Source organism: Bacillus sp. JJ1474, from assembly GCF_036965225.1.
Lineage (GTDB): Bacteria > Bacillota > Bacilli > Bacillales > Cytobacillaceae > Cytobacillus.
The window spans coordinates 1-20,518 of the sequence record NZ_JBALPC010000071.1; the positions used below are offsets into that span (position 1 = coordinate 1).

Below are 20,518 nucleotides of genomic sequence, written 5' to 3' on the forward strand. Positions count from 1 at the left end.
ATATTTATTATATAATACATTAAAAATCTAATATGGAGGTCATGTGATGAAATTAGGTATTGTTATTTTTCCATCAAAAAAACTTCAGGACTTTGCGAATTCTTACCGAAAAAGGTATGATCCGAATTATTCCTTAATTCCTCCGCACATTACGCTAAAATCATCATTCGATGTACCAGAAAAAGATATGGATCAGCTTACAGTTACTTTAAACGAAATTTCAAACAACTATCAGCCTTTTAATATCCAATCGACAAAGTTTAGTTCTTTTAAACCTGTTAACAATGTTATCTATTTAAAAATAGAAGGATCAGAAGAGCTGAAAGAGCTTCAAAGCGAAATAAATGATAAAATTAATATCGAAAATTCCGATTATGCATTTGTTCCTCATATTACGGTTGGGCAGAACCTCTCTAATGATGAGCATTCAGATGTTTATGGCACGCTAAGAATGAACCAATTTAATTATGAGGACAGCGTTGACCGTTTCCACCTGTTGTATCAGCTAGAAAACGGATCATGGACTGTATACGAAACATTTCGACTTGGAAGGGAATAGGGAACTAGTATGATTGTAAAAGTCGTAGGAAATCATCAAGAATTACAGGATGCATTATCTGTTCGCAAAATTGTTTTTATTCAGGAACAGCAGGTTCCCGAAGAAGAAGAAATCGATCAGTATGATGACTTAGCCATTCATTTTGTTCAATATGACGGAGAATCTCCAATAGGTGCAGGCAGATTTCGAACAATTGATGGGATTGGGAAAGCTGAAAGAATTTGCGTCCTTAAAGACAAGCGAAAAACTGGTGCGGGAAAAATGATTATGCAGAAAATTGAGGAATATGCCAAAGAGCATGACATTCATTCTGTAAAGCTAAATGCCCAAACACATGCCATTCCTTTTTATAGCCGCTTAGGCTATGAAATAATCTCTGATGAGTTTTTAGATGCAGGCATCCCCCATCGGACAATGAAAAAAGATCTGTAAAAAAACTTCTGTCACCTTGACAGAAGTTTTTTTTCGTAAGTAACTACCACTAGGCAAAGTCACTGTAAAGAAGTCCCTTCCCTGTAATTTCTCCATATAATCTTTCCATTCGATCATTAGGCACTTTCTGATTTTTTCCTGATGTTTTTTTGTCAGTGGGGGTTAGCTCGTGTGAATGTTCTTTCTCTGAAGGATTGACTGAAGGCTTTATTCGATTAATAGGAACGAATCGATATGGGTCATACTTTTTGATACCCACTCTCTCCGCATATTGGCTATATTGATAATGGTTAACTGGAATAATATACCCCATTTTTTCCTCCTTCTTTGTACAAACACTTTCTATAGAAATACGAAAATAGGTTTCTATTTATGACCATTTTCTTAAAAAACTTTCGAAGTCATATGCTTTTTTGTTATGATAGGGTTTGTCTAAACAAAGGCAAAGTTGAGGATTACTAGATGAAAACAGCGAAGTTTAATAATGCAATCATTGATTTGAATCATATGAACCGAGAATTATACCAATTTATTTATGAAAATGGCAAAAAGGGAAAGCTCCATTGCCCAGCTTGTGGTGATCCTGTTCGGTTCTACATAGGGATTGAAAAGGAACCTTTCTTTTATCATATACATAAGGAAGATAAGAAGTGTGGGGATCCTCCAACCCTCCTTATATCAAAACATAACGAACAACAAGAGTATAAGGAACAAAATGGATTTAGAATTCCAAAATCCCGATCCATAACAGCAGAAACTCCGGCAGGAAACACTTATAAAAAAGCACAGACATTGAAAATAAAAACTCCTTTTACTCCAGCCAAACGATATGAAATGAATGAATCATTTCATTATTTACATGATTTAAAAGAAGCTGGTGTCGTTCTTGATCATAATCAGGCTAAGGCTGTATCCCGTGTAAATGGACCGCTCCTTGTTCTTGCAGGAGCCGGCAGCGGAAAAACTCGGGTATTGACAGCAAGAACTGCTTTCATGATTACTGAGCATGGAATTGACCCAAAATCAATTATGCTCGTTACTTTTACAGCGAAAGCCGCTGCAGAAATGAAGAAAAGGCTCTTGACCTACCCAAGCATTGACCAACATAAAATTCAGCAAATTGTATCTGGCACCTTTCATAGTCTTTTCTATCGGATATTAGTCTTTCATTCTCCCCAGGAATGGTCTGCTTCTAAACTTTTAAGCAAGGGCTGGCAGCGGGACCAGCTTATAAAACAGGCTGGAAGAACCTTAAACATAGATGAGAAGGAATTCGCCTTTGATCTCGCTTTACAGCAAATTAGCTTTTGGAAAAATTCCATCATACCCGCGGATCAGGTTAGACCTGAATCTGCCTGGGAGGAACAGGTTGCTCTTCTTTATCAGCTTTATGAGCAAGAGAAAAGGAAAAATGAATGGTTTGATTTCGATGATATGCTGCTTGGATGTTATACATTATTTCAAAATGAACCGTCAATTCTAGCCAAGTACCAAAAGCGGTTTCAATACTTTTTAATTGATGAATTTCAAGACATTAATAAAATACAGTATGAATTAATTAAAATGATGTCAGCACAAACGCAAAATGTATGTGCAGTTGGGGATGATGACCAATCTATATATGCTTTTCGCGGCAGTAATCCCCAATACCTGCTAGATTTTGAAAAAGACTTTTCTACAGCAGAAATCGTCATATTAAGTCAAAATTACCGTTCTTCACATGAAATTGTATCTACTGCAAATGAAGTAATTTCACAAAATAAAAATCGCCATGTGAAGAAAATGCAAGCTCAAGTATCTGGAACAAATCCGCCAGTTGTTTTCTACCCTTATGATGAAGAAGAAGAAGCGACGGCAATTGTTACTGATATGCAGGAAAAAATAGCAGAAGGCTTTCAGCCAAGTGACATCGTTGTTTTATTCCGTACAAATACCGGAAGCCGCGCCATTTTTGAACGATTGACTAACTCCAGCCTTCCCTTCAGGATTGAAATGGATGCGGAGTCTTTTTATGACCGTTTTATCGTAAAAAGTATGCTGAGCTTTTTACAGCTGTCTATTATTGAAGATAATCAAGATGCGCTTAAGAATATTCTTCCGGCTCTTTTTGTAAAGCAAACAGCGATGAGGGATTTGATCGCAGAAAGTATTTTAAAAGATTGCTCCCTTCTTGAATGCCTGAAATATATAAAAACAGGTTTTTCTTTTCAAGAAAATAAATTGAAAAAGAGTGTAAAAGTGATCCGATCTTTATCACAAATGTCACCTGTTTCAGCAATTGAAGCCATTGAAAAGGAGCTCGGATTTCAAGACTTTGTTAAAAAGAGGGGCGCTGATGGCAATAAGATGGAGAAAGGCTCTGATGACCTTAAAGACCTTAAAGTTGCTGCAAGGAACTTTACTTCAATTGAGGATTTATTAAATCACGCAGACCATATGCGAGCTATGAATAAGGAAATGAAGGCTTTCAGCAAAAAAAATCAAAATGCTATTTCATTAAGCACGATACACCGAGCAAAAGGACTAGAGTATAAAGTCGTCTATATATTAGGGACCGTTGATGGAAATTTGCCTCATGATTATGCCTTAGAAGCATTTCGGAATGGAGATTCTTCCTCAATTGAAGAGGAGCGTCGACTTCTGTATGTAGCAATTACAAGAGCTATGGAATACTTGTACATTTCAATTCCCGAAAAAAGACGCGGAAAGCAGGCTGCCCCCTCAAGATTCCTTTCCGCTATTCCAAAGCAATCAATGGTAATGAAGGAAATTTCGCAACAATAAGAGAGACTGTCCTGTAAGGTGCCTGGCACCTTTTCTTTAGGACAGCCTTTTTTTTCTTTATTTTTTATTAATCATTTGTGAAATGGTGCCAAAATCAAGCTGTTTGCCATCTGTGATAATTGATTTTACAATTTTGTCCTCAGTTTCTTTATTTACTGGCCTATTTGCAATTTGCGACACCCTTCTAATGACACTTCTCACTGTTTTTTCATCTTTAAAATTTGCATTTTGTAATGAATTAGCTAATTCAAATACATCCTTCATATTAACGCCAGTTTTCTGCTCAATATTCTTAAACAAATTATTATCCATTTTTAGATTCACGCCCTTTCATAAACTACTTTATATACTATGAAATTGGGCGTAAAACGTGAAAAAAAAACAGGCTAATGGAAAACATCTACCTGTTTTTTAGAAGTATTATAAAAAGCTGGCACCAACAATAATTAATAAGATAAACAACACAACAATCAAGACGAAATTTGAGTGGAAGCCGCCACCAAAACCACATCCACCAAAGCCGCATCCTCCGAAACCAAAGCCCATATCCTTACACCTCACTTTATTTATTCTTTAACACAATATGAAATATGATGAAAAGGTGTGTGGGCAAGCTCCTATATTTGTCTTATGATTTTAAGAAATGGATTTTTTATCCTTTTGGCTTAAAGATAAGGGCCCCGATAAATCCGAATACGATAGCTGCGGAAATACCTGAACTTGTGACCTCAAACATTCCTGTTAATACGCCTACAAGGCCATGCTTCTCCGCTTCATTTAACGCCCCATGAACAAGTGAGTTCCCAAAGCTTGTAATGGGGATAGTTGCACCAGCACCAGCAAAATCAATTAATGGCTCATATAGACCAACACCATCTAGGATGGCTCCTATCACGACAAGAAGGCTTAAAGTATGTCCTGGTGTTAGTTTCGCAACATCAAATAATAATTGGCCAATCACACAAATAATTCCTCCAACGACAAAAGCCCAAAAAAACATTGGAAGCATCTGTATACCCCTCCTTCACTTGTTATCCATTTCGATTGAAACCGCATGTGCAATGCAGGGAATAGTCTCATTTTGCTGAAAGGTTAATGGTGACAAAAGTGCGCCAGTAGCCACAGCTAAAATTCTCCTATAAACACCCTGTTTCATTTGATTCAGCAAATGTCCATAAAGAACGGTTGCTGAACAGCCTGCTCCGCTCCCCCCGGAATTGACTGGCTGATAGTCTTTATATATAAGCAATCCACAATCTTGGAATTTATCCTTTTCAATTTTCAATCCAGCATTCGTCAATAACTCATGAGTTGCACTTTGCCCAATTTGTCCTAAATCTCCAGTTACAATTAAATCGTAGTATGATGGATCTAATTGTAAATCCTTGAAATGAGCTTTAATGGTTTCGGCAGCAGCAGGCGCCATCGCCCCCCCCATATTAAATGGGTCCGTGATTCCCATATCAACGACTTTGCCAATGGTTGCAGCAGTTGTATAGGGAAGATTTTCATTGCCTTCGTTTACTTTTACAAGGGCCATCCCTGCACCAGTAATCGTCCATTGAGCTGTAGGGGGCTTTTGTCCGCCGTATTCAGTGGGATATCTAAACTGTCTTTCTGCAGCCGCATTATGACTTGCTGCGCCTGTAAGTATATATTTGGCACCTTGATTATTAATGATAAATGAGGCGAGTGCTAAACCCTCCATAGAAGTAGAGCAAGCTCCGAATATTCCAAAATACGGAATTTGATTCGTTCTTGCACTAAAGCTTGTTGGGGTAATTTGATTAATTAAATCTCCCGCAATATAGAAGTGAACATCGTCTTCCTGCAGATTGCCCTTTTTTAAAGCTGCTTCGCAGGCTTCTTCAATTAGTACTCTGTGAGCCTTTTCATATGAATCCTGTCCCATCCATAAATCATCATGCAGAACATCGAAATCATTCGCAAGTTTACCATTTGCTTCAAATGGACCTCCTGATACACCGGTTGCCGCAATAATAGGACGATTCTGGAATACCCAAGATTGCTTCCCTCTAAGCATTACAAAACACCCCATTGAATTAATATCGTTTTAATTAAAGCAACAACAAATGCTGAAAAGACTCCGAATAAAATGACAGAGCCCGCTAGCTTAAACATGTTTCCCCCAACTCCAAGAACAAATCCTTCCGTTTTGTGTTCAATCGCTGCAGAAATAACTGCATTTCCAAACCCTGTTACAGGTACAGCAGTTCCCGCTCCACCGTATTGGGCAATATGATCGTAAACGCCGAAGCCTGTAAAAAGCATAGAAAGGAAAACCATCGTGGCAACAGTGGGATTTCCAGCTGTTTGCTCTGTAAAGTCGAAATAATATATATAGAAATACGTAATGGCCTGTCCAATTGCACAAATTACGCCGCCCACCCAGAAGGCTCTAAGGCAGTTTTTTAAGATGGGGCGTTTCAGCTCATGCTTTTGCTGCAATGTTTGATATTTTTGTTGCTCGGGTGTAAGTTTCTTCTGGTCCTTCCCCATAATATTCTCCTTTCTATGCCATTTCTTGTTTAAGCCTAATTATTTCTTGTAATTTTTGATTTGCTTTTTTATCTGTGAAATTCGGGTCTTTCATTCTTTCATTTAGCTTTATAGCTTCAAGGAAAATTTTATAATCACTGGAGACCGTGAATTTTTCGTCCTTGTATTTTTTCTCCAGCATATCCGACATTCTCTTCTCGATTTTTTTCATTTGAAACCGGTACATATGCTTTACCTTATAGGCTACTAGCGTATCCTTTTTTCCTTTTAAGACCGCAACATCATATATTTCTTTCATAGAACTGATGTCTTGTTTAATGCTTTCCACTAAATCAAGCTTTTCTTCCGTGTTGCTTTCAAGTAATGCCGGACTTGGATTTGTCGTTTTCACTAACGCCAGCTCACTCTTTTTCGGCTCGTCAGTCCCTATCCCACAGCCTGATAATCCTGCAGCAAATATGAACATAATAATGCAAAATTTTGTCCTCATAAATCTTCCCTTCCTTTTTCGTCCGTTATCACAAGCAGCTTCATAAATCAATTTCGCCTCGGCGAAATTGCGCCCAGATTTTTATCGAGCTGGCTCGATAATTTCCTCTAAAAAATCTGAGGCATCCGCCGGAGGCTTCACTTCATTCAGCCAGAGTTTGAACCCCGACTGAATTAGATGTTTTAGACAATCATCTCTGACTTATAGAAATAGAAGACTTTTTGCTGAATGAAGTGAAGCATTTCTTCATTTATTGTCCACGATTCATAGAAAATTTATGAATTTACAAACCACCAAATTATGTAAATAAAAAGCAACCTGAAGCCAGACATTAAAAAAACAGCCGGAATTTCCGACTGTGTGCAATTACTTTGTTTTTTTCGTTGTCTTCCCGCATCCACAACCTTTTTTCTTCTTTGTTGGTTGATTTGGTTGATTTGGTTGATTTGGTTGATTTGGTTGATTTGCTTGATTCTTTATTAGTACAGAACTTTTTTTATACATATTACTCTCACCCCTTATTAAGTTTCATTCTTATGGTTCATACTTGACCTTTCTTTACCCACATTTCGCTGGCATTTACTAGTTCCCTTCATATAATATATGAGCAACAGTTTAAGCTTGTGTAAATCAGCGGCCTATATTGGTTATTCATTTAGCATTTTTTGAACAATTGTTTCAATAATGGATGCCAGCCCTGCCACAGCAAGAATAATAAGGATAGGAATAGCTAATGACATAAAGTATATATACACAACACACACGAAAATAGATGTCCAAACACCCGTACACCAGTAGCAGCTTAGCAATTCACCGATAAATCCGCGAATGCCGCCTTTTTTCGGAGTAACATAAATATCAATGCCTCCAGCTTCATTTTTCTCCTCTAATTCATCAAAAAAAGGACTTCTTAAAAATTCAGTTATTTTGTCATAGACCAATAACCTAGTTAGTCTAAAGCTTGCCAGGGCTAGTATCAATAATTCCATTAAGGATAATTCCAAGCTATTTCCATCCTTTCGTAAAAAAATTGCCTATTTTTTAATAAAACAAGGCGTTTGTCCGTAACCCATAGGGCACTTCAGCAATATGTTATTAGTGTAGTATCACAAGAATCAAATAAGGAGGAAACTATAATGGGTTGTGGAAAAAAAGACGACAACTTCAAAAATCACAATCAGGGCTGTGTATGTGAAGTAGTCCGTGCGATAAAAGATATTCAAGAAAATGCAGAAGAAGAATGCCAATGCCCTTCCAACTGCTTTCTAGAACCGCTTGGAGCTATCTCACCTGCTGCAAAGGGAAGACCAATGCGCCCGGATACACGCGTTATTGTCCTTAGCACTGATGATGGAACACCTTTCCATGCTTTTTTCACCAATAATAGAACTAGAATGGGTATGGGTATGGGAAGAGATAGCAAAGACAAAGATCAAGCATGTGTCTCCATCTTCTTCAGGGTTGAAGATGTATTTGATAACTGCTGTGCAGTCCTTCGTGTCCTAGAACCGGTTAAAATGGAAAGCAAGGGAGATAAAGACCAACAAGGACAGAATCAAAATCAGCAAATGCAAAGATTTAAGCCAGTAAACCTTGTAAAAGATGGCGTCATTGACTTAAATGCAGTATGCGATGTTGACTTTTTCCGCAGTACAGGAGACTGCATTACAGTTGACCTTAGCTGCTTCTGTGCAGTCCAATGTATTGCTGACGTAGATTTAAATATTTGCGAATAACATTAATGAAAAAAGAAGCCAGTCGTTTAAAACGGCTGGCTATTTTTTTATGCTATTTTCTTAATCCAACCATTCGGATTTCTTTGATTGATTGAATATGAAGTTCTTTCGTTTTACCATCTAATAACTTGATTTCAATCATTTCCTCTGTTTTTCCAATCAATACCCCTCGAAAGCTGCTCGCATCCGTTTCAAACGTACAAGGGACGGGTGGAAGCTGTTTAGGAAAGTTCAATAAATAATTTAAACGTTCCTCGGTATTCATTGCTTTAAAGCTCTTAAGCCGTTTAAAAGATAGGCTCGGCATTTTTTTAATATGTGGCGTGAAAGGCTTATCCTCTTGTGTTTCTCTGTTTTCAGCTTCGAATTCCTCAATTATTTCTGTAGCCTTTGTACTTTCCTTCACTTCCTCATTCTGTACTTCACCAGAATCATGTAAGTGTGCAGGATTTCCCTCTTTCTCCTCCATTTCATCAGGTTCTAGTAAAGTATGAGACGAATGCGGGGTCACATCATTATCTTCTTTTTTGTTTGTGTAAACTTCCTGCATATTGGCCTTAGGGAATTGTATTGTTGGCTGCAAAATATGGAAAAAGGGTTCTTTCTTATTCTTTTTTAGCATGATTATCTACCTCCATAACAAATGGGTTCATTTATAAGTATGCAAATAATATGCTTTCGTTTCCATTTGGAGGGAAAAGGTGACGATATTATTGCTGTAGGCAAAAAGAAAAACCCGTTTCACATGGAAACGGGCTGTTATATTACAGGATATGAAAACCGGAATCAACGTGAATATTTTCACCAGTAATACCACGGGATAAATCACTAAAAAGGAATGCAGCCGTATCGCCAACCTCTTCAGGTGTAGTTGTTCTCCGTAGTGGAGATCGCTCTTCAATCTCCTTAAGGACTAAATTGAAATCACTTACCCCTTTTGCAGAAAGTGTCCTAATTGGACCTGCAGAAATAGAATTGACTCGAATACCGGCTTTACCAAGATCATTGGCTAAATATTTAACACTCGCATCAAGAGAAGCTTTCGCAACACCCATGACGTTATAGTTTTTGATTGCACGCTCACCGCCTAAATACGTTAAGGTAACGATGCTTCCTCCCTCAGTCATTAAATCCTTCGCAACCTTCGCTACAGCAGTTAAAGAGTAGGAACTAATGTTGTGTGCCAGTAAAAATCCGTCTCTCGTAGTATTCATGTAATCGCCTTGAAGCTCCTCTTTGTTAGCAAAAGCAATACAATGTGCAAGTCCGTGAATTGTGCCAACTTGCTCTTTAATTTCTGCGAAGCATTTGTCAATATCCTGATCATTTGTTACGTCACAAGGCAAAACAAGGGAATTTGCCCCCTCAAGGGATTCAGCTAACTCACGAACACTTCCCTCCAGGCGTTCACCCGCATAAGTAAAAATTAATCGGGCGCCTGCATTATGAAGGGATCTAGCAATCCCCCATGCGATACTGCGCTTATTTGCTACACCCATGACAACAAAGGTTTTTCCATTTAAAGAAAGAGTCATTCTTTCCAGCCCCCTAAGTATTGTTACATGTTATTAGTACCTAGTACTAATTTTACTATAATATTTAGAAAAAGGAAAGAAAGGAGTTGAAAATGATTCTATTCAGCACCATTCACAAAATTCAAGCTCCCGTTTTAAATCATCGACATATTTTTTTGTTCCAGTCACAATTAAACGATCGTTTATATGGAGCTCCGTTTCCCCATGTGGAACAATGGAATCAAGTCCCCTAAAAATCCTCACAATAATGACATCCCCCGTAAAAGGAAACTCTCTTAAAGTCATGCCATTAAATTGTTCATTAAGCATTTCGATTTCATACAATGCATTTTCCTGATTTGTTAATATATCCATAACACTTGGTGTTTCGATTAATGCTCTTAGCAAGGTTTTTTGTGACAATAATACTGAAAAAACTTCGATGTTATGCTCCTTCATACTTTCTTGAAGGTCGGGGCTTTCAAGTCGGCATATGACCCGCTCCACTCCCTGTTCCTTAACGGCAATGGCAAGTGTAGCATTTAATTCCTCATCTCCAGTTGAGATTACAACAATATCTGATTGTAAAACATTCTGCTCTTCTAGCGTTTCAATTAAATAGTTGTCTAGTTCCACAATATCGAATAAGGAATCCGCTAAATTTTTATCTGCCTTCTCTCGTTTTTTATGATAAAGGGTCGTCTTATAATGGCTTGAATGAAGTTCCCGATATACTGGGAGTGTCAGTTGATTTGCACCGATAAATGCCACTGTTAATGATTTTTGAGTATTTGCTTCCCTTGGGAATAATTTTTTAAAGACAACAGGGGTAAATACACTCGTAATAACAGCAACTAAGATTAATGTTCCGCTCATTTCGGCCGTAATAACACCAATTCTCTCGCCAATCGTTGCAGAGGCAATAACTAATGATAAAGTCGATGTCAAAAGAAAACCTGAAGCCATAACCGTTTTCATATCATACCATCTCTTTAATAAGTAGACAGGTACAAGCTTCGAAACTAGCAAGGCAATAAGCAAGAGAGGTATTAGCAAGAGCATTTTTTCATCGCTCAATAATGACCAAATGTTTAGATCAACACCGACCATTACGAAAAATATTGGAATTAAAAAGCCATAACCGAAAGAGTCAAGCTTATGAATCATTTCCTGATTAGGAGCTAGCAAGGATACAAGCACGCCTGCAAGGAAGGCGCCGAGAATATTCTCTGCCCCCACTGATTCAGATAATGCAACGAGCAGGATGATTAAGGTGAATACAGCTCTCGTGCCTATTTGAACAGTCCCAGTCGACATAGCCTCGAAAAAATTTCCGTTTTTGAATCGTCTTCCAATAAAATATAAGAGGACTCCTGCAGCAAAAAGAATAAGCAATAACCACACATTGCCTTCTCCGCCATCATAAAGAGAAACAAATACGGCTAGTAAAATCATTGTGACTAGGTCAGCAATAACAGCAACCAATAGAATAATTTGGCCTATGCCAGTCTTCATGAGATGAGCTTCCTTTAAAGTTGGGACGACAACACCTAATGAAATAGTAGAGATAATTAAGGTCATCAAAAAAGCATTTTCAATAAATCCGGCTATTACAAATAAATAGGAAAGCCCCAATGAAACAAGAAATATCCCAGCAAATATAATAAACGATGCAGAAAATGAGTTCGGCTCTAATTTACCGCTTGGCAGCTTTTCCCGCTTCTTATTACTAGAGAATGCAGTAAAGTCAATTTCTAGGCCGCTAAGAAACATTAGAAAAATAAAGCCAAGTGTTGAAAGCGTTTCAAGCCACATATCTGGCTGAACAAGATTAAAGCCGCTTTTCCCAATCAAAAGCCCCATCAAAATTTCCGCAACGACAACGGGTATGAAATGGATCTTTAACCGATGCAATAATATCGGTGTTAGGAAAGCTATTACGATCACAATGACCAAAGAAGCTAACGAAACACCATGTTCTTCCATCTAATCACTCCTTCAATCAGCAAGTGTCCACAACTGGTGTCTGGCACCTATTTAGGTAAAAACCCCAAAAACATATTTGCGATAGTAAAGTAAATTAAAATACTGATAATATCATTGATTGTGGTAATGAAGGGACCTGAAGCAACAGCTGGGTCAATTTTGAATTTGTGCATAGCTAACGGAATGATCGCACCAGCTAAAGTTGCAATAATTAAGGTGCAAAAAATAGAAACTCCAACTAATATTCCTAAATATAAATTCCCTTTCCAAATAAAAATGGTTACCGTGACAAGGACTCCACAAATTGTACCAGTGATTAAGCCAGTACCAGCTTCTCGATAAATTAACTTGAGCTTGCTTTCTTTTTCCAAATCACCGGTTGCAATCCCACGAACAACAACGGCTAATGCCTGTGTTCCAGTATTTCCAGCCATTCCGGCAATTAAAGTTATGAATGCCCCTAATATGGCCGCCTTCTCCAGCGTTGCTTCAAAACGAGCAGCAAGGCTTGCCGTTCCCATCCCTAAATACAGGAGGATAATTAGCCATGGCAGCCTTTTGCGGGCAGCTGAAAAAGGACTGCGGTCAATTGTATCCATATCTGACACTGCAGCAAGCTTCGAGTAATCATCAGATGCCTCTTCTTCCATAACATCCATAATGTCATCAACCGTTATGATTCCTAACAGATGGTTTTGAAAGTCGACAACAGGCAGCGCTAGAAAATTATAATCTTTTATTTTTCGCGCAACTTCTTCCTGATCATCGCCAACGGATACCGAGACGATTCTTTCATTTGTTATTTCTGAAATCATTGTGTCATCATCATTCACAATTAAATCTCTAAGGGAAATGACTCCTGCTAGTCTCTCTTCTTCATCAAGAACATAGATATAGTAAATCGTTTCTGCCTTTGGCGCTTCTTTTTTTAATATATACATGGCAGACCGAACCGTCTGATTGGAAGCAATGGAAACAAAGTCAGTTGTCATGATACTTCCGGCTGTATATTCCTCATAATGAAGCAGATCTTTGATTTCCTGTGCTGCTTCTTCATCCATAATCGTTAAATAACTGACAACCTGATCCTTTTCAAGCTCATTTAAGACATCAACTGCATCATCAACGTACATTTTTGAAATCATTTCAGCTGCATAGTTTGGATTCATTTCTGCCAAGACATCTTGATAGCTTTCATCATCTATTTCTAAGTTTTCAAATAATGTTGCCATTTCTTCTGGGGAAAGATAATGATAAATTCTTTCACGCGTGTCTTCATCTAATTCCTTAAAAAATGAAGCCTGATCATAAGGATGCAGCTCTAGAAATTCATCCCGGAATTTTTCTATATCTTCATTTTGTAAAGAATTGATGAGCAATTCCCTGTCCATATGATGAGTGGCTTTCTCACTTAAAGCTTCCTCCATATTTCACAGCCCCCTCTCTTCATCAAGCATATACGCCTGAATACTCCATAATACTAGCAAATTATAACATCCTTGTCGCTTGATTTAAGCAAAAACATAACCATTTATCTAGCTTAACTTATGATAAAAGAATATCTCCCCATACTTTCCCCTCTTTACCCTTTTATATCATGAATTAACCTTAGCTAACCATTTTATGAAGCAATAAAATTTAACTATTTTGAGTAGATAATCAGGATAAGAATCGCCTTTATTGATATGATAAAAGTAAAAAAGGAGTTACGTATGAAGCTTGATATTATAGGAGATATTCACGGATGTTTTCATGAATTTAATGAGCTGACCATTAAGCTTGGCTACAGCTGGGAGAAGGGCATACCCATTCACGACAAAAGCAGAAAATTAGCATTCGTAGGAGATTTAACAGATCGTGGTCCACACTCTTTAAAAGTGGCGGAAATTGTTTGCAGGCTTGTTAGCGGAGGTTACGCATATTATGTACCTGGAAATCATTGCAACAAGCTATACCGCTTCTTCTTGGGGAATAAAGTTCAGCTTACCCATGGCCTTGAAACGACCGCTGCCGAATATGATTCTCTTGATAAGAAAAATCAACAGGCTATTCGAGAAAAATTTATGAACCTGTATGAGGATGCTCCGCTTTATGCTGTGCTAGATGGAGGGAAGCTAATCATTGCCCATGCAGGCATACGTGAAGACTATATTGGCCAGCATTCTGAAAAGGTAAAAACCTTCGTACTATATGGAGATATTACAGGAGAAAAAAATCCAGACGGCTCGCCTGTCCGAAGAGATTGGGCTCAAGCCTATCATGGAAAAGCGGTAATTGTGTATGGTCACACACCTGTAAAGGAGGTCAGGATCGTGAATAATACATACAATATCGATACAGGTGCTGTATTTGGAAACAAATTATCCGCTCTAAAATACCCAGAAATGGAGATTGTGTCCGTACCATCAACATTGCCGCTTGTTGAAGAAAAGTTTCGAAAGATTTAGCTCTTACAAAAGTAAAGGGTGACCATTACTAACAGTCACCCTCCATCTGAAGTATTTTTCTCATATCATCAGGCAATTCCTGATTAAAAGTCAGCTTTTCTTCCGTAATGGGATGAACAAACGAAAGCTTGCTGCAATGCAGTGCCTGGTGTGAAAGCAAGTCAAGATTTCCACCATAGAGATCATCTCCGAGCAATGGATGGCCTAAATAAGACATATGCACTCGGATTTGATGGGTACGCCCTGTTTCAAGTCTTAGCTTTAGATAAGTAAAGTCCCGATATATACGAATGACCTCATAATGAGTGCAGGCATATTGCCCTTCTGGATTAACTTCTCTTTCAATAATACTATCCTTCTTTCTTGCTATTGGCTGCCTAATAACACCGCTCTCTTCTTTCAGGACCCCTTCAGCAAGCGCTTCATATTCTCTGTTTATCATTCCAGCTTTTTGCTGCTTGCTAAACAAATGATGGATATGCCGATGCTTGGCTACTAGGACGATTCCTGATGTATCACGATCAAGTCTTGTTACGATATGGGTTGTTGCGTTTAAACCGATTTGCTGATAATAGCCGATTAAGGCATTTGCGAGGCTGCCGTCAGGATGCTCCCTTGAAGGTATGGTACTAATGCCAGCAGGCTTATTTACTACTAGTATAAAGTCGTCTTCATACAATATGTTTAGCGGAAGCTCTTCCCCTCTAATCCCATCACTTGGAATTTCTTCTGGAAATCCAATAATCAGGATGTCACCTTCTTTTAGAGAATAACGGACCGTTGTTTCATTTCCATTTACAGAAATAAAACCGCCTTTAAATTTAATATCTGTTAAAGACGTTTTCGAAATATCCTTTTCATATAAAAAATCTTTGATGTTTTTATTTTCGTCCTCTGAAGTTATGTGCCACATTAGTTCAAACCTTGACATCCCGATTCTTGTCCACCTTTTTCTTTCATTACTATTTTAATCAGCCACAAATGAATCATGAACTCTTTTCCAGAAAGGAAACGGTCGAAAGCGGGCAAAGCGGATCTTTTCATCGGCCACCCGGAATTGAATTGATTTTACATCCTTATGAAGCAGATTTAAATGATCAATTGTAATTTGAAAATCAGGGCCATTAACCGGCTTTAACATACAAGTATGGTGTGCGGGAAGAACTAGCGGTGAGCCAACAGTCCGAAACACTTTATTATTGATAGAAGCCATTTCCGCAATTTGAATAGCAGATAAGGAAGGATGAAGAATTGCGCCGCCTAATGCTTTATTATAGGCGGTGCTCCCCGAAGGAGTTGATACGCATAACCCATCCCCTCTAAACCGTTCAAAGTGTTGCCCGCGTATTTCTACATCCATTACGAGGGTGGCATCAACCGCCTTAACCGTTGATTCATTTAAGGCAAGATAGCGGGTTTCTCTGCCCCCATGCTGATATCGAATAATAACCTCCAGCAACGGGTATTCACTCACCTGAAATGGAGTTTTCGCAATCGCAATTACGAGTTTCTCAATCTCCTCAGGCACCCAATCCGCATAAAAGCCTAAATGCCCCGTATGAATCCCAACAAATGCTGTTTTGTCCAAACGGCCGGTATAACGATGAAAAGCGTACAACAACGTGCCATCCCCGCCAATTGAGACGACAATATCAGGCTTCTCTTCGTCATAAATAAGATCAAAATCCAATAAATACGTTCTCATTTTATGCATGAGTGCATTAGATTTATTATCGCCTTTCGAGGTAATGGCAAATTTCATCGCAATATCTCCTTTACAAACATTTAACTTTTATGTGACTTAGGGTTGTTGCCTTGCTGTTCTTTATTTCTTGAAAAAAAGGCTTGGGCTTCCTGGATTTCCCCTCGAATTAGCGACATTTCTTCATCAAGCATGAAGGCTGCCTCTGCTGCCCTTTGAAGTCTCATTTGAATATCCTTTGGAAACTGACCCTTATACTTATAATTTAGCGAATGTTCAATGGTAGCCCAAAAGTTCATCGCAAGTGTACGAATTTGAATTTCAGCTAAAATCTGTTTTTCACCGTTAATCGTTTGAACTGGGTAGCGAATGACAACATGGTAAGAACGATAGCCGCTTACCTTCTTATGAGAAATATAATCTCGTTCTTCCACTATTTCAAAGTCATTTCGCTTTCTTAACAATTCAACAACCTTTTTAATATCATCTACAAACTGACACATCATTCGAAGTCCTGCAATATCCTGCAATTCCGTGTCTAATATATCTAATGGAATACTCTTTTGATTTACCTTATCAAGTATACTTGCAATAGGCTTTACTCTTCCCGTTACAAATTCGATTGGCGAGTGAGTACCTTCTTGTTCAAATTGTTTACGCATTCCTTTAAGCTTTATCTTTAATTCTTCCACAGCCTGCTTATATGGAGCTAAAAATTGATCCCAATTTTTCACGTCATCAACACCTCATCCGAAAATATTGTCTAATTAAAATCTGCCTTAAAAGGAATGTAGGCTAGATTATGTATGGGCGGATGATTATTCAATTGATTAAAAAATGCTTTCGACTTTTTTAACCATATCTTCTCCGTAATTACTATTCCCTTTAATATTTTCAATTAGGTAGCCGAACTCTTCTATAAATCCCGGAAGATGGATTCGATCCTTACCATCTGTTAAATAAACCTTAAACTCCAAATCCAATGCTTCCTTAAGCTGCGACCAAATGGTTTGCGGGATGGCTAAATATGTATACTCTTCATCCATGTCTGTTATGTAAATAAAGGAAAGATTATCTGAATCAACTAACATCTGCTCCATTGGCTTTAAATTAATTACGGCGTAACCTTCCTCTACTTTGATTTCAACTGCCTTTTCATTCACTTTGAAACTTGCGTCAATTATTGATATTTTTTTTGTCATCATTTCTACCTCCAAACTTATCTTATTTTATCGCAGATTATCGGGCAATAAAACCCTAATATAAGTATTTAGCAGAATCTATTTCCCAAAAAAATTGCAGTAAACAATTATGAAGGAGATAATTAGACTGTAACCCTTTGAAAGGAATGAAGAATTTGTCGCAAACAATTGAAATTGAATTAAAAAATATACTTACAAAACAAGAATTCAACAAGTTAAAAAACTTTTTTCAGTTTAACGATGAAAATTTTTTCACACAGGAAAATCATTATTTTGATACGAAAGATTTTGCATTAAAAAAGGCCGGCTGTGCCCTTAGAATTAGAAGAAAGAATAATAAATTTGAATTAACTCTTAAGCAGCCTCACGGGGACGGACTTCTTGAGACGAATGAACATCTTACTGATGAGATGGCTGAGAACATGTTCAACACTGGAAAAATAATGGCTGAATCTATTAGAAATATAATTGAGGCAATGGAGATCGATCCTAACCTCATGCAGTATTTTGGCGCATTAACAACAATTAGAGCCGAAACAGCCTATAGGAATGGATTAATCGTATTGGATCATAGTTATTATTTAAATAAAGAGGATTTTGAGATAGAATATGAAGTAAGTAATAGAGAAAAAGGCCTCGAAGTGTTTTCAGAACTGCTATTAAATTTAGATATCCCTATACGTAAAACTGACAATAAAATTATGCGTTTTTATAAAGAAAAATATAATCAGCAAGCTGGTTTTTAAAAAGGAGAACTAAGAAAATGAATGTAGAGCAATTAAAAATTATGCTAGACTTGCAGGCACTAAAAAACTTTGACATTTCTCAAGCTTCTTCAGAAAATAGCCAAGTATTTCAGGAGCTGCTGAATCATTTATTACAAGAAACGAATTTGCCTGATTCAACTGTAAGTGAAAATCAATTTGAGAAGTTAACCAGTTATACCGATAACAGCCCTTCACCGGTGATAAATAGGCCATCACTGCCACCATTCATGCTTACTAAACTATCAGGTTCCGGCACGGACACAACTTTTGATGAAATTATTGAAAAAGCATCAGAGCATTATCGTATTCCAGCCAAATTGTTAAAATCAGTCATAAAGCAGGAGTCTAATTTTAATCCGTCAGCGATTAGCCATGCAGGCGCATCTGGATTAATGCAGCTTATGCCAGAAACAGCAAAGGAATTAGGTGTGAAAAATGTTTTTGACCCGCAAGAAAATGTTTTTGGCGGAGCGAAATATTTACGTCAAATGCTAAATAAATATGATGAAAATATTGAACTAGCTTTAGCAGCCTACAATGCTGGACCAGGAAATGTGGATAAACACGGTGGGATTCCCCCATTCAAAGAAACGATTAATTACGTTCGAAAAATTAAGAGTGCATTTCTGTCCTGAACTTACCTTCGTCTATTGCTTCAATAGACATTTTTTGTTGAAAAATTAAGGCAGACTGCCCCTTCAAAAAATTCCCTTGAAATTTTTTGAAAGCTATTTGTTTGAGTTAAAAATCACTCATTGATAGAATGAAAAGAGATTACTTGATCAATTGCTAATCATTTTTCATTATATCTGCTATTAGGCTTAACATTATATAACTCAAATAAGGGAGATTTTTTATTATGGTCGAGAAAATGCATACACCGTTCGATGCGATTGGGGAAGAGAAGCTCCACCTACTTGTGGAAGCTTTTTATCGTCGCGTGGGACAACATCCCGATCTCGTTCCTATTTTTCCAGATGATTTAACGGAAACGGCAAGAAAGCAAAAGCAATTTTTAACCCAATACTTGGGCGGCCCCCCATTATATACATCTGAACATGGTCATCCGATGCTTCGTGCCCGGCATCTGCCTTTCGAAATAACCGAAACTAGAGCCAAGGCATGGCTTTCATGTATGACAGAAGCAATGGATGAGGTTAAACTGGAAGGACAAATAAGAGAAGATTTTTATGCAAGACTCTTTTTAACTGCACAGCATATGATTAATACATCTGAAAATGAAATGATGAAAGGTGAGAACTTGTGAACAATCAGGAATCATTCGAATCAAAGTCGCCATCACCTCATTGTCATGGCAATGAGAAAAAGCCGCTTGAATTGTACTTGTTCATTGATCCTCTTTGTCCTGAATGCTGGGCCCTTGAACCCATCTTAAAAAAACTCATGATTGAGTATGGTCGTTATTTTTCCATTAAGCATGTCATAAGCGGAAGATTGTCGACATTAAATATAGGCAGAAAGCATAGCTACGAAAATATTGCTGAGCTTTGGGAAAAAACAGCAAGCCGTTCAGGAATGTCCTGTGACGGGAACCTTTGGTTTGAAAATCCCATTTCATCCCCGCATCTTGCATCAGTTGCAATAAAAGCTGCAGAGCTGCAAGGCAGAAGAGCCGGAATACGGTTTTTGCGAAAATTGCAGGAAGTGTTATTCTTGGAAAAGCAAAATGTCTCAAGCCTGGATGTATTAAGAGAGTGTGCAGAAAGTGTGGGCTTGGATGTAGCAGAATTTATTTCTGATATTCACTCTGATAGTGCAGCAAAGGCCTTTCAATGTGACTTAAAAATTACCGCAGAAATGGATGTACACGAAATTCCTACCCTTGTCTTTTTTAATGAAAATATCGAGGATGAAGGAATAAAAGTTACTGGTGTTTATCCTTATGAAGTGTATGAGCAAATTTTAGATGAAATGCTGGTAGAAAAGCCTGAACGCTCAGCTCCGCCCCCTTTAGAAATCTTTCTAAAGTATTTTAAATTTGTTGCTTCCAAGGAAATTGCGGTTGTCTACAATATGACGATCAATGAAGTAGACCGCGAAATGAAGAAGCTGCAATTAAAGCAAATAGTCGAACAAATTCCCGTTAAGTACGGAATGTTTTGGAAGTTTAATTCTTTAGATGAATTTTGAACTCATTTCTTATATCTCTATACCCCAAAAAAGACCATGCAAACTAATTTAGTCTGCATGGTCTTTTTTTATATATAATACGAAAAAAAGGGGATGGGAGAAATCTTTCACGGTCAAACAAGGGGTAGGTGTTTGTATGTGATCAACTTCATGTCTGTAATATAACATGAATTTAGAGAGAGCACAATAAGTTTGTGCTTTTATTCACAATATTGTCAAATACATTAC

25 protein-coding genes are annotated in these 20,518 nt (G+C 37.7%); 9 read left to right on the forward strand and 16 right to left on the reverse strand.

Translation table 11 applies throughout. The features are described from left to right. Positions 1-46 precede the first annotated feature (46 nt). Entirely contained in the window at positions 47-559 is a 513-nt protein-coding gene (locus V7164_RS10410) for a YjcG family protein (protein ID WP_335354045.1), read from the forward strand. Between the two features lie 9 nt (positions 560-568). Continuing rightward, positions 569-991: a GNAT family N-acetyltransferase gene (locus V7164_RS10415; protein ID WP_335345668.1), complete on the forward strand. Its 423-nt coding sequence runs from the start codon at positions 569-571 to the stop codon at positions 989-991. A gap of 49 nt (positions 992-1,040) precedes the next feature. Here the strand turns inward: V7164_RS10415 and V7164_RS10420 are convergent, their stop codons facing one another. After that, the gene (locus tag V7164_RS10420; protein WP_335345669.1) at positions 1,041-1,304 is read right to left on the reverse strand and encodes a hypothetical protein; all 264 of its coding nucleotides are present in this window, start codon (positions 1,302-1,304) and stop codon (positions 1,041-1,043) included. Positions 1,305-1,453: 149 nt separating this feature from the next. Between V7164_RS10420 and V7164_RS10425 the strand changes: the two genes are divergently transcribed. After that, positions 1,454-3,775, forward strand: coding sequence for an ATP-dependent helicase (locus tag V7164_RS10425; protein WP_335354046.1), 2,322 nt, complete (start codon positions 1,454-1,456; stop codon positions 3,773-3,775). A gap of 57 nt (positions 3,776-3,832) precedes the next feature. Here the strand turns inward: V7164_RS10425 and V7164_RS10430 are convergent, their stop codons facing one another. The 7 genes from V7164_RS10430 to V7164_RS10460 all read right to left on the reverse strand — a co-directional run bounded on the left by V7164_RS10430 (position 3,833) and on the right by V7164_RS10460 (position 7,789). Beyond that, complete coding sequence (locus tag V7164_RS10430) at positions 3,833-4,087, reverse strand: stage VI sporulation protein F (RefSeq protein ID WP_335345671.1); 255 nt, start codon at positions 4,085-4,087, stop codon at positions 3,833-3,835. Positions 4,088-4,195: 108 nt separating this feature from the next. Continuing rightward, the gene (locus V7164_RS10435; protein ID WP_335345672.1) at positions 4,196-4,321 is read right to left on the reverse strand and encodes a YjcZ family sporulation protein; all 126 of its coding nucleotides are present in this window, start codon (positions 4,319-4,321) and stop codon (positions 4,196-4,198) included. A 106-nt stretch (positions 4,322-4,427) separates the two neighbouring features. Further along, complete coding sequence (gene spoVAE, locus V7164_RS10440; protein WP_066294855.1) at positions 4,428-4,784, reverse strand: stage V sporulation protein AE; 357 nt, start codon at positions 4,782-4,784, stop codon at positions 4,428-4,430. A gap of 15 nt (positions 4,785-4,799) precedes the next feature. Continuing rightward, complete coding sequence (gene spoVAD / locus V7164_RS10445; RefSeq protein WP_335345673.1) at positions 4,800-5,819, reverse strand: stage V sporulation protein AD; 1,020 nt, start codon at positions 5,817-5,819, stop codon at positions 4,800-4,802. Next, on the reverse strand, positions 5,819-6,295 hold the full coding sequence (spoVAC, locus tag V7164_RS10450; protein ID WP_335354047.1) for a stage V sporulation protein AC: 477 nt from the start codon (positions 6,293-6,295) through the stop codon (positions 5,819-5,821). Before spoVAC ends, spoVAD begins: the two co-directional genes overlap by 1 nt. Positions 6,296-6,308: 13 nt before the next feature. Further along, entirely contained in the window at positions 6,309-6,785 is a 477-nt protein-coding gene (locus tag V7164_RS10455) for a sporulation protein (RefSeq protein ID WP_335354048.1), read from the reverse strand. Positions 6,786-7,432: 647 nt separating this feature from the next. Further along, on the reverse strand, positions 7,433-7,789 hold the full coding sequence (locus tag V7164_RS10460) for a DUF1360 domain-containing protein (RefSeq protein ID WP_335345676.1): 357 nt from the start codon (positions 7,787-7,789) through the stop codon (positions 7,433-7,435). A gap of 132 nt (positions 7,790-7,921) precedes the next feature. Here V7164_RS10460 and V7164_RS10465 point away from each other — a divergent pair, with 132 nt between their 5' ends. Further along, positions 7,922-8,521 (forward strand): CotY/CotZ family spore coat protein, encoded by a 600-nt coding sequence (locus tag V7164_RS10465; protein WP_335345677.1) that lies wholly within the window; start codon positions 7,922-7,924, stop codon positions 8,519-8,521. Positions 8,522-8,573: 52 nt separating this feature from the next. On the opposite strand, the gene V7164_RS10470 is transcribed toward V7164_RS10465, so the two are convergent. The 4 genes from V7164_RS10470 to mgtE form a co-directional block, all read right to left on the reverse strand. Beyond that, positions 8,574-9,143, reverse strand: a complete 570-nt coding sequence (locus tag V7164_RS10470) for a CotO family spore coat protein (RefSeq protein WP_335354049.1) — start codon at positions 9,141-9,143, stop codon at positions 8,574-8,576. Positions 9,144-9,285: 142 nt separating this feature from the next. Continuing rightward, positions 9,286-10,056, reverse strand: coding sequence for an enoyl-ACP reductase FabI (gene fabI / locus V7164_RS10475; protein ID WP_335345679.1), 771 nt, complete (start codon positions 10,054-10,056; stop codon positions 9,286-9,288). A gap of 102 nt (positions 10,057-10,158) precedes the next feature. Then, on the reverse strand, positions 10,159-12,021 hold the full coding sequence (locus V7164_RS10480; RefSeq protein ID WP_335354050.1) for a monovalent cation:proton antiporter family protein: 1,863 nt from the start codon (positions 12,019-12,021) through the stop codon (positions 10,159-10,161). A gap of 47 nt (positions 12,022-12,068) precedes the next feature. After that, positions 12,069-13,412, reverse strand: coding sequence for a magnesium transporter (gene mgtE, locus V7164_RS10485; protein ID WP_438824029.1), 1,344 nt, complete (start codon positions 13,410-13,412; stop codon positions 12,069-12,071). Positions 13,413-13,733: 321 nt separating this feature from the next. Between mgtE and prpE the strand changes: the two genes are divergently transcribed. After that, a complete protein-coding gene (prpE, locus tag V7164_RS10490) occupies positions 13,734-14,468 on the forward strand; it encodes a bis(5'-nucleosyl)-tetraphosphatase PrpE (protein ID WP_335354052.1) in 735 nt (244 codons plus the stop codon). Positions 14,469-14,496: 28 nt separating this feature from the next. Here the strand turns inward: prpE and V7164_RS10495 are convergent, their stop codons facing one another. The 4 genes from V7164_RS10495 to V7164_RS10510 all read right to left on the reverse strand — a co-directional run bounded on the left by V7164_RS10495 (position 14,497) and on the right by V7164_RS10510 (position 17,375). Beyond that, on the reverse strand, positions 14,497-15,399 hold the full coding sequence (locus tag V7164_RS10495; RefSeq protein ID WP_335345684.1) for an RluA family pseudouridine synthase: 903 nt from the start codon (positions 15,397-15,399) through the stop codon (positions 14,497-14,499). 36 nt (positions 15,400-15,435) lie between these two features. Next, positions 15,436-16,230 (reverse strand): NAD kinase, encoded by a 795-nt coding sequence (locus V7164_RS10500; protein ID WP_335345685.1) that lies wholly within the window; start codon positions 16,228-16,230, stop codon positions 15,436-15,438. Positions 16,231-16,253: 23 nt separating this feature from the next. Further along, entirely contained in the window at positions 16,254-16,904 is a 651-nt protein-coding gene (locus tag V7164_RS10505) for a GTP pyrophosphokinase (RefSeq protein ID WP_335345686.1), read from the reverse strand. Positions 16,905-17,000: 96 nt separating this feature from the next. Next, a complete protein-coding gene (locus tag V7164_RS10510; protein ID WP_335354053.1) occupies positions 17,001-17,375 on the reverse strand; it encodes a hypothetical protein in 375 nt (124 codons plus the stop codon). A gap of 152 nt (positions 17,376-17,527) precedes the next feature. Here V7164_RS10510 and V7164_RS10515 point away from each other — a divergent pair, with 152 nt between their 5' ends. The 4 genes from V7164_RS10515 (at position 17,528) to V7164_RS10530 (ending at position 20,290) form a co-directional block, all read left to right on the forward strand. Next, on the forward strand, positions 17,528-18,118 hold the full coding sequence (locus tag V7164_RS10515) for a CYTH domain-containing protein (RefSeq protein ID WP_335354054.1): 591 nt from the start codon (positions 17,528-17,530) through the stop codon (positions 18,116-18,118). 17 nt (positions 18,119-18,135) lie between these two features. Continuing rightward, positions 18,136-18,774: a lytic transglycosylase domain-containing protein gene (locus V7164_RS10520; RefSeq protein WP_335354055.1), complete on the forward strand. Its 639-nt coding sequence runs from the start codon at positions 18,136-18,138 to the stop codon at positions 18,772-18,774. 224 nt (positions 18,775-18,998) lie between these two features. After that, positions 18,999-19,406, forward strand: a complete 408-nt coding sequence (locus V7164_RS10525; RefSeq protein WP_335354056.1) for a globin — start codon at positions 18,999-19,001, stop codon at positions 19,404-19,406. Continuing rightward, positions 19,403-20,290 carry a ClpXP adapter SpxH family protein gene (locus V7164_RS10530; RefSeq protein WP_335345691.1) on the forward strand — a complete coding sequence of 296 codons (888 nt, stop codon included), beginning with the start codon at positions 19,403-19,405 and terminating at the stop codon, positions 20,288-20,290. The genes V7164_RS10525 and V7164_RS10530 overlap by 4 nt, the downstream gene beginning before the upstream one ends. Positions 20,291-20,518 lie beyond the last annotated feature (228 nt).

Coding starts and splice junctions, on each gene's coding strand:
- V7164_RS10470 (WP_335354049.1), bottom strand. CDS start 9,143: ATGCTAAAAAAGAATAAGAAAGAACCCTTTTTCCATATTTTGCAGCCA.
- prpE (WP_335354052.1), top strand. CDS start 13,734: ATGAAGCTTGATATTATAGGAGATATTCACGGATGTTTTCATGAATTT.
- V7164_RS10425 (WP_335354046.1), top strand. CDS start 1,454: ATGAAAACAGCGAAGTTTAATAATGCAATCATTGATTTGAATCATATG.
- spoVAE (WP_066294855.1), bottom strand. CDS start 4,784: ATGCTTCCAATGTTTTTTTGGGCTTTTGTCGTTGGAGGAATTATTTGT.
- V7164_RS10520 (WP_335354055.1), top strand. CDS start 18,136: ATGAATGTAGAGCAATTAAAAATTATGCTAGACTTGCAGGCACTAAAA.
- V7164_RS10495 (WP_335345684.1), bottom strand. CDS start 15,399: ATGTCAAGGTTTGAACTAATGTGGCACATAACTTCAGAGGACGAAAAT.
- mgtE (WP_438824029.1), bottom strand. CDS start 13,412: ATGGACAGGGAATTGCTCATCAATTCTTTACAAAATGAAGATATAGAA.
- V7164_RS10480 (WP_335354050.1), bottom strand. CDS start 12,021: ATGGAAGAACATGGTGTTTCGTTAGCTTCTTTGGTCATTGTGATCGTA.
- V7164_RS10510 (WP_335354053.1), bottom strand. CDS start 17,375: ATGATGACAAAAAAAATATCAATAATTGACGCAAGTTTCAAAGTGAAT.
- V7164_RS10430 (WP_335345671.1), bottom strand. CDS start 4,087: ATGGATAATAATTTGTTTAAGAATATTGAGCAGAAAACTGGCGTTAAT.
- V7164_RS10525 (WP_335354056.1), top strand. CDS start 18,999: ATGGTCGAGAAAATGCATACACCGTTCGATGCGATTGGGGAAGAGAAG.
- fabI (WP_335345679.1), bottom strand. CDS start 10,056: ATGACTCTTTCTTTAAATGGAAAAACCTTTGTTGTCATGGGTGTAGCA.
- V7164_RS10500 (WP_335345685.1), bottom strand. CDS start 16,230: ATGAAATTTGCCATTACCTCGAAAGGCGATAATAAATCTAATGCACTC.
- V7164_RS10435 (WP_335345672.1), bottom strand. CDS start 4,321: ATGGGCTTTGGTTTCGGAGGATGCGGCTTTGGTGGATGTGGTTTTGGT.
- spoVAC (WP_335354047.1), bottom strand. CDS start 6,295: ATGGGGAAGGACCAGAAGAAACTTACACCCGAGCAACAAAAATATCAA.
- V7164_RS10415 (WP_335345668.1), top strand. CDS start 569: ATGATTGTAAAAGTCGTAGGAAATCATCAAGAATTACAGGATGCATTA.
- spoVAD (WP_335345673.1), bottom strand. CDS start 5,819: ATGCTTAGAGGGAAGCAATCTTGGGTATTCCAGAATCGTCCTATTATT.
- V7164_RS10420 (WP_335345669.1), bottom strand. CDS start 1,304: ATGGGGTATATTATTCCAGTTAACCATTATCAATATAGCCAATATGCG.
- V7164_RS10465 (WP_335345677.1), top strand. CDS start 7,922: ATGGGTTGTGGAAAAAAAGACGACAACTTCAAAAATCACAATCAGGGC.
- V7164_RS10455 (WP_335354048.1), bottom strand. CDS start 6,785: ATGAGGACAAAATTTTGCATTATTATGTTCATATTTGCTGCAGGATTA.
- V7164_RS10410 (WP_335354045.1), top strand. CDS start 47: ATGAAATTAGGTATTGTTATTTTTCCATCAAAAAAACTTCAGGACTTT.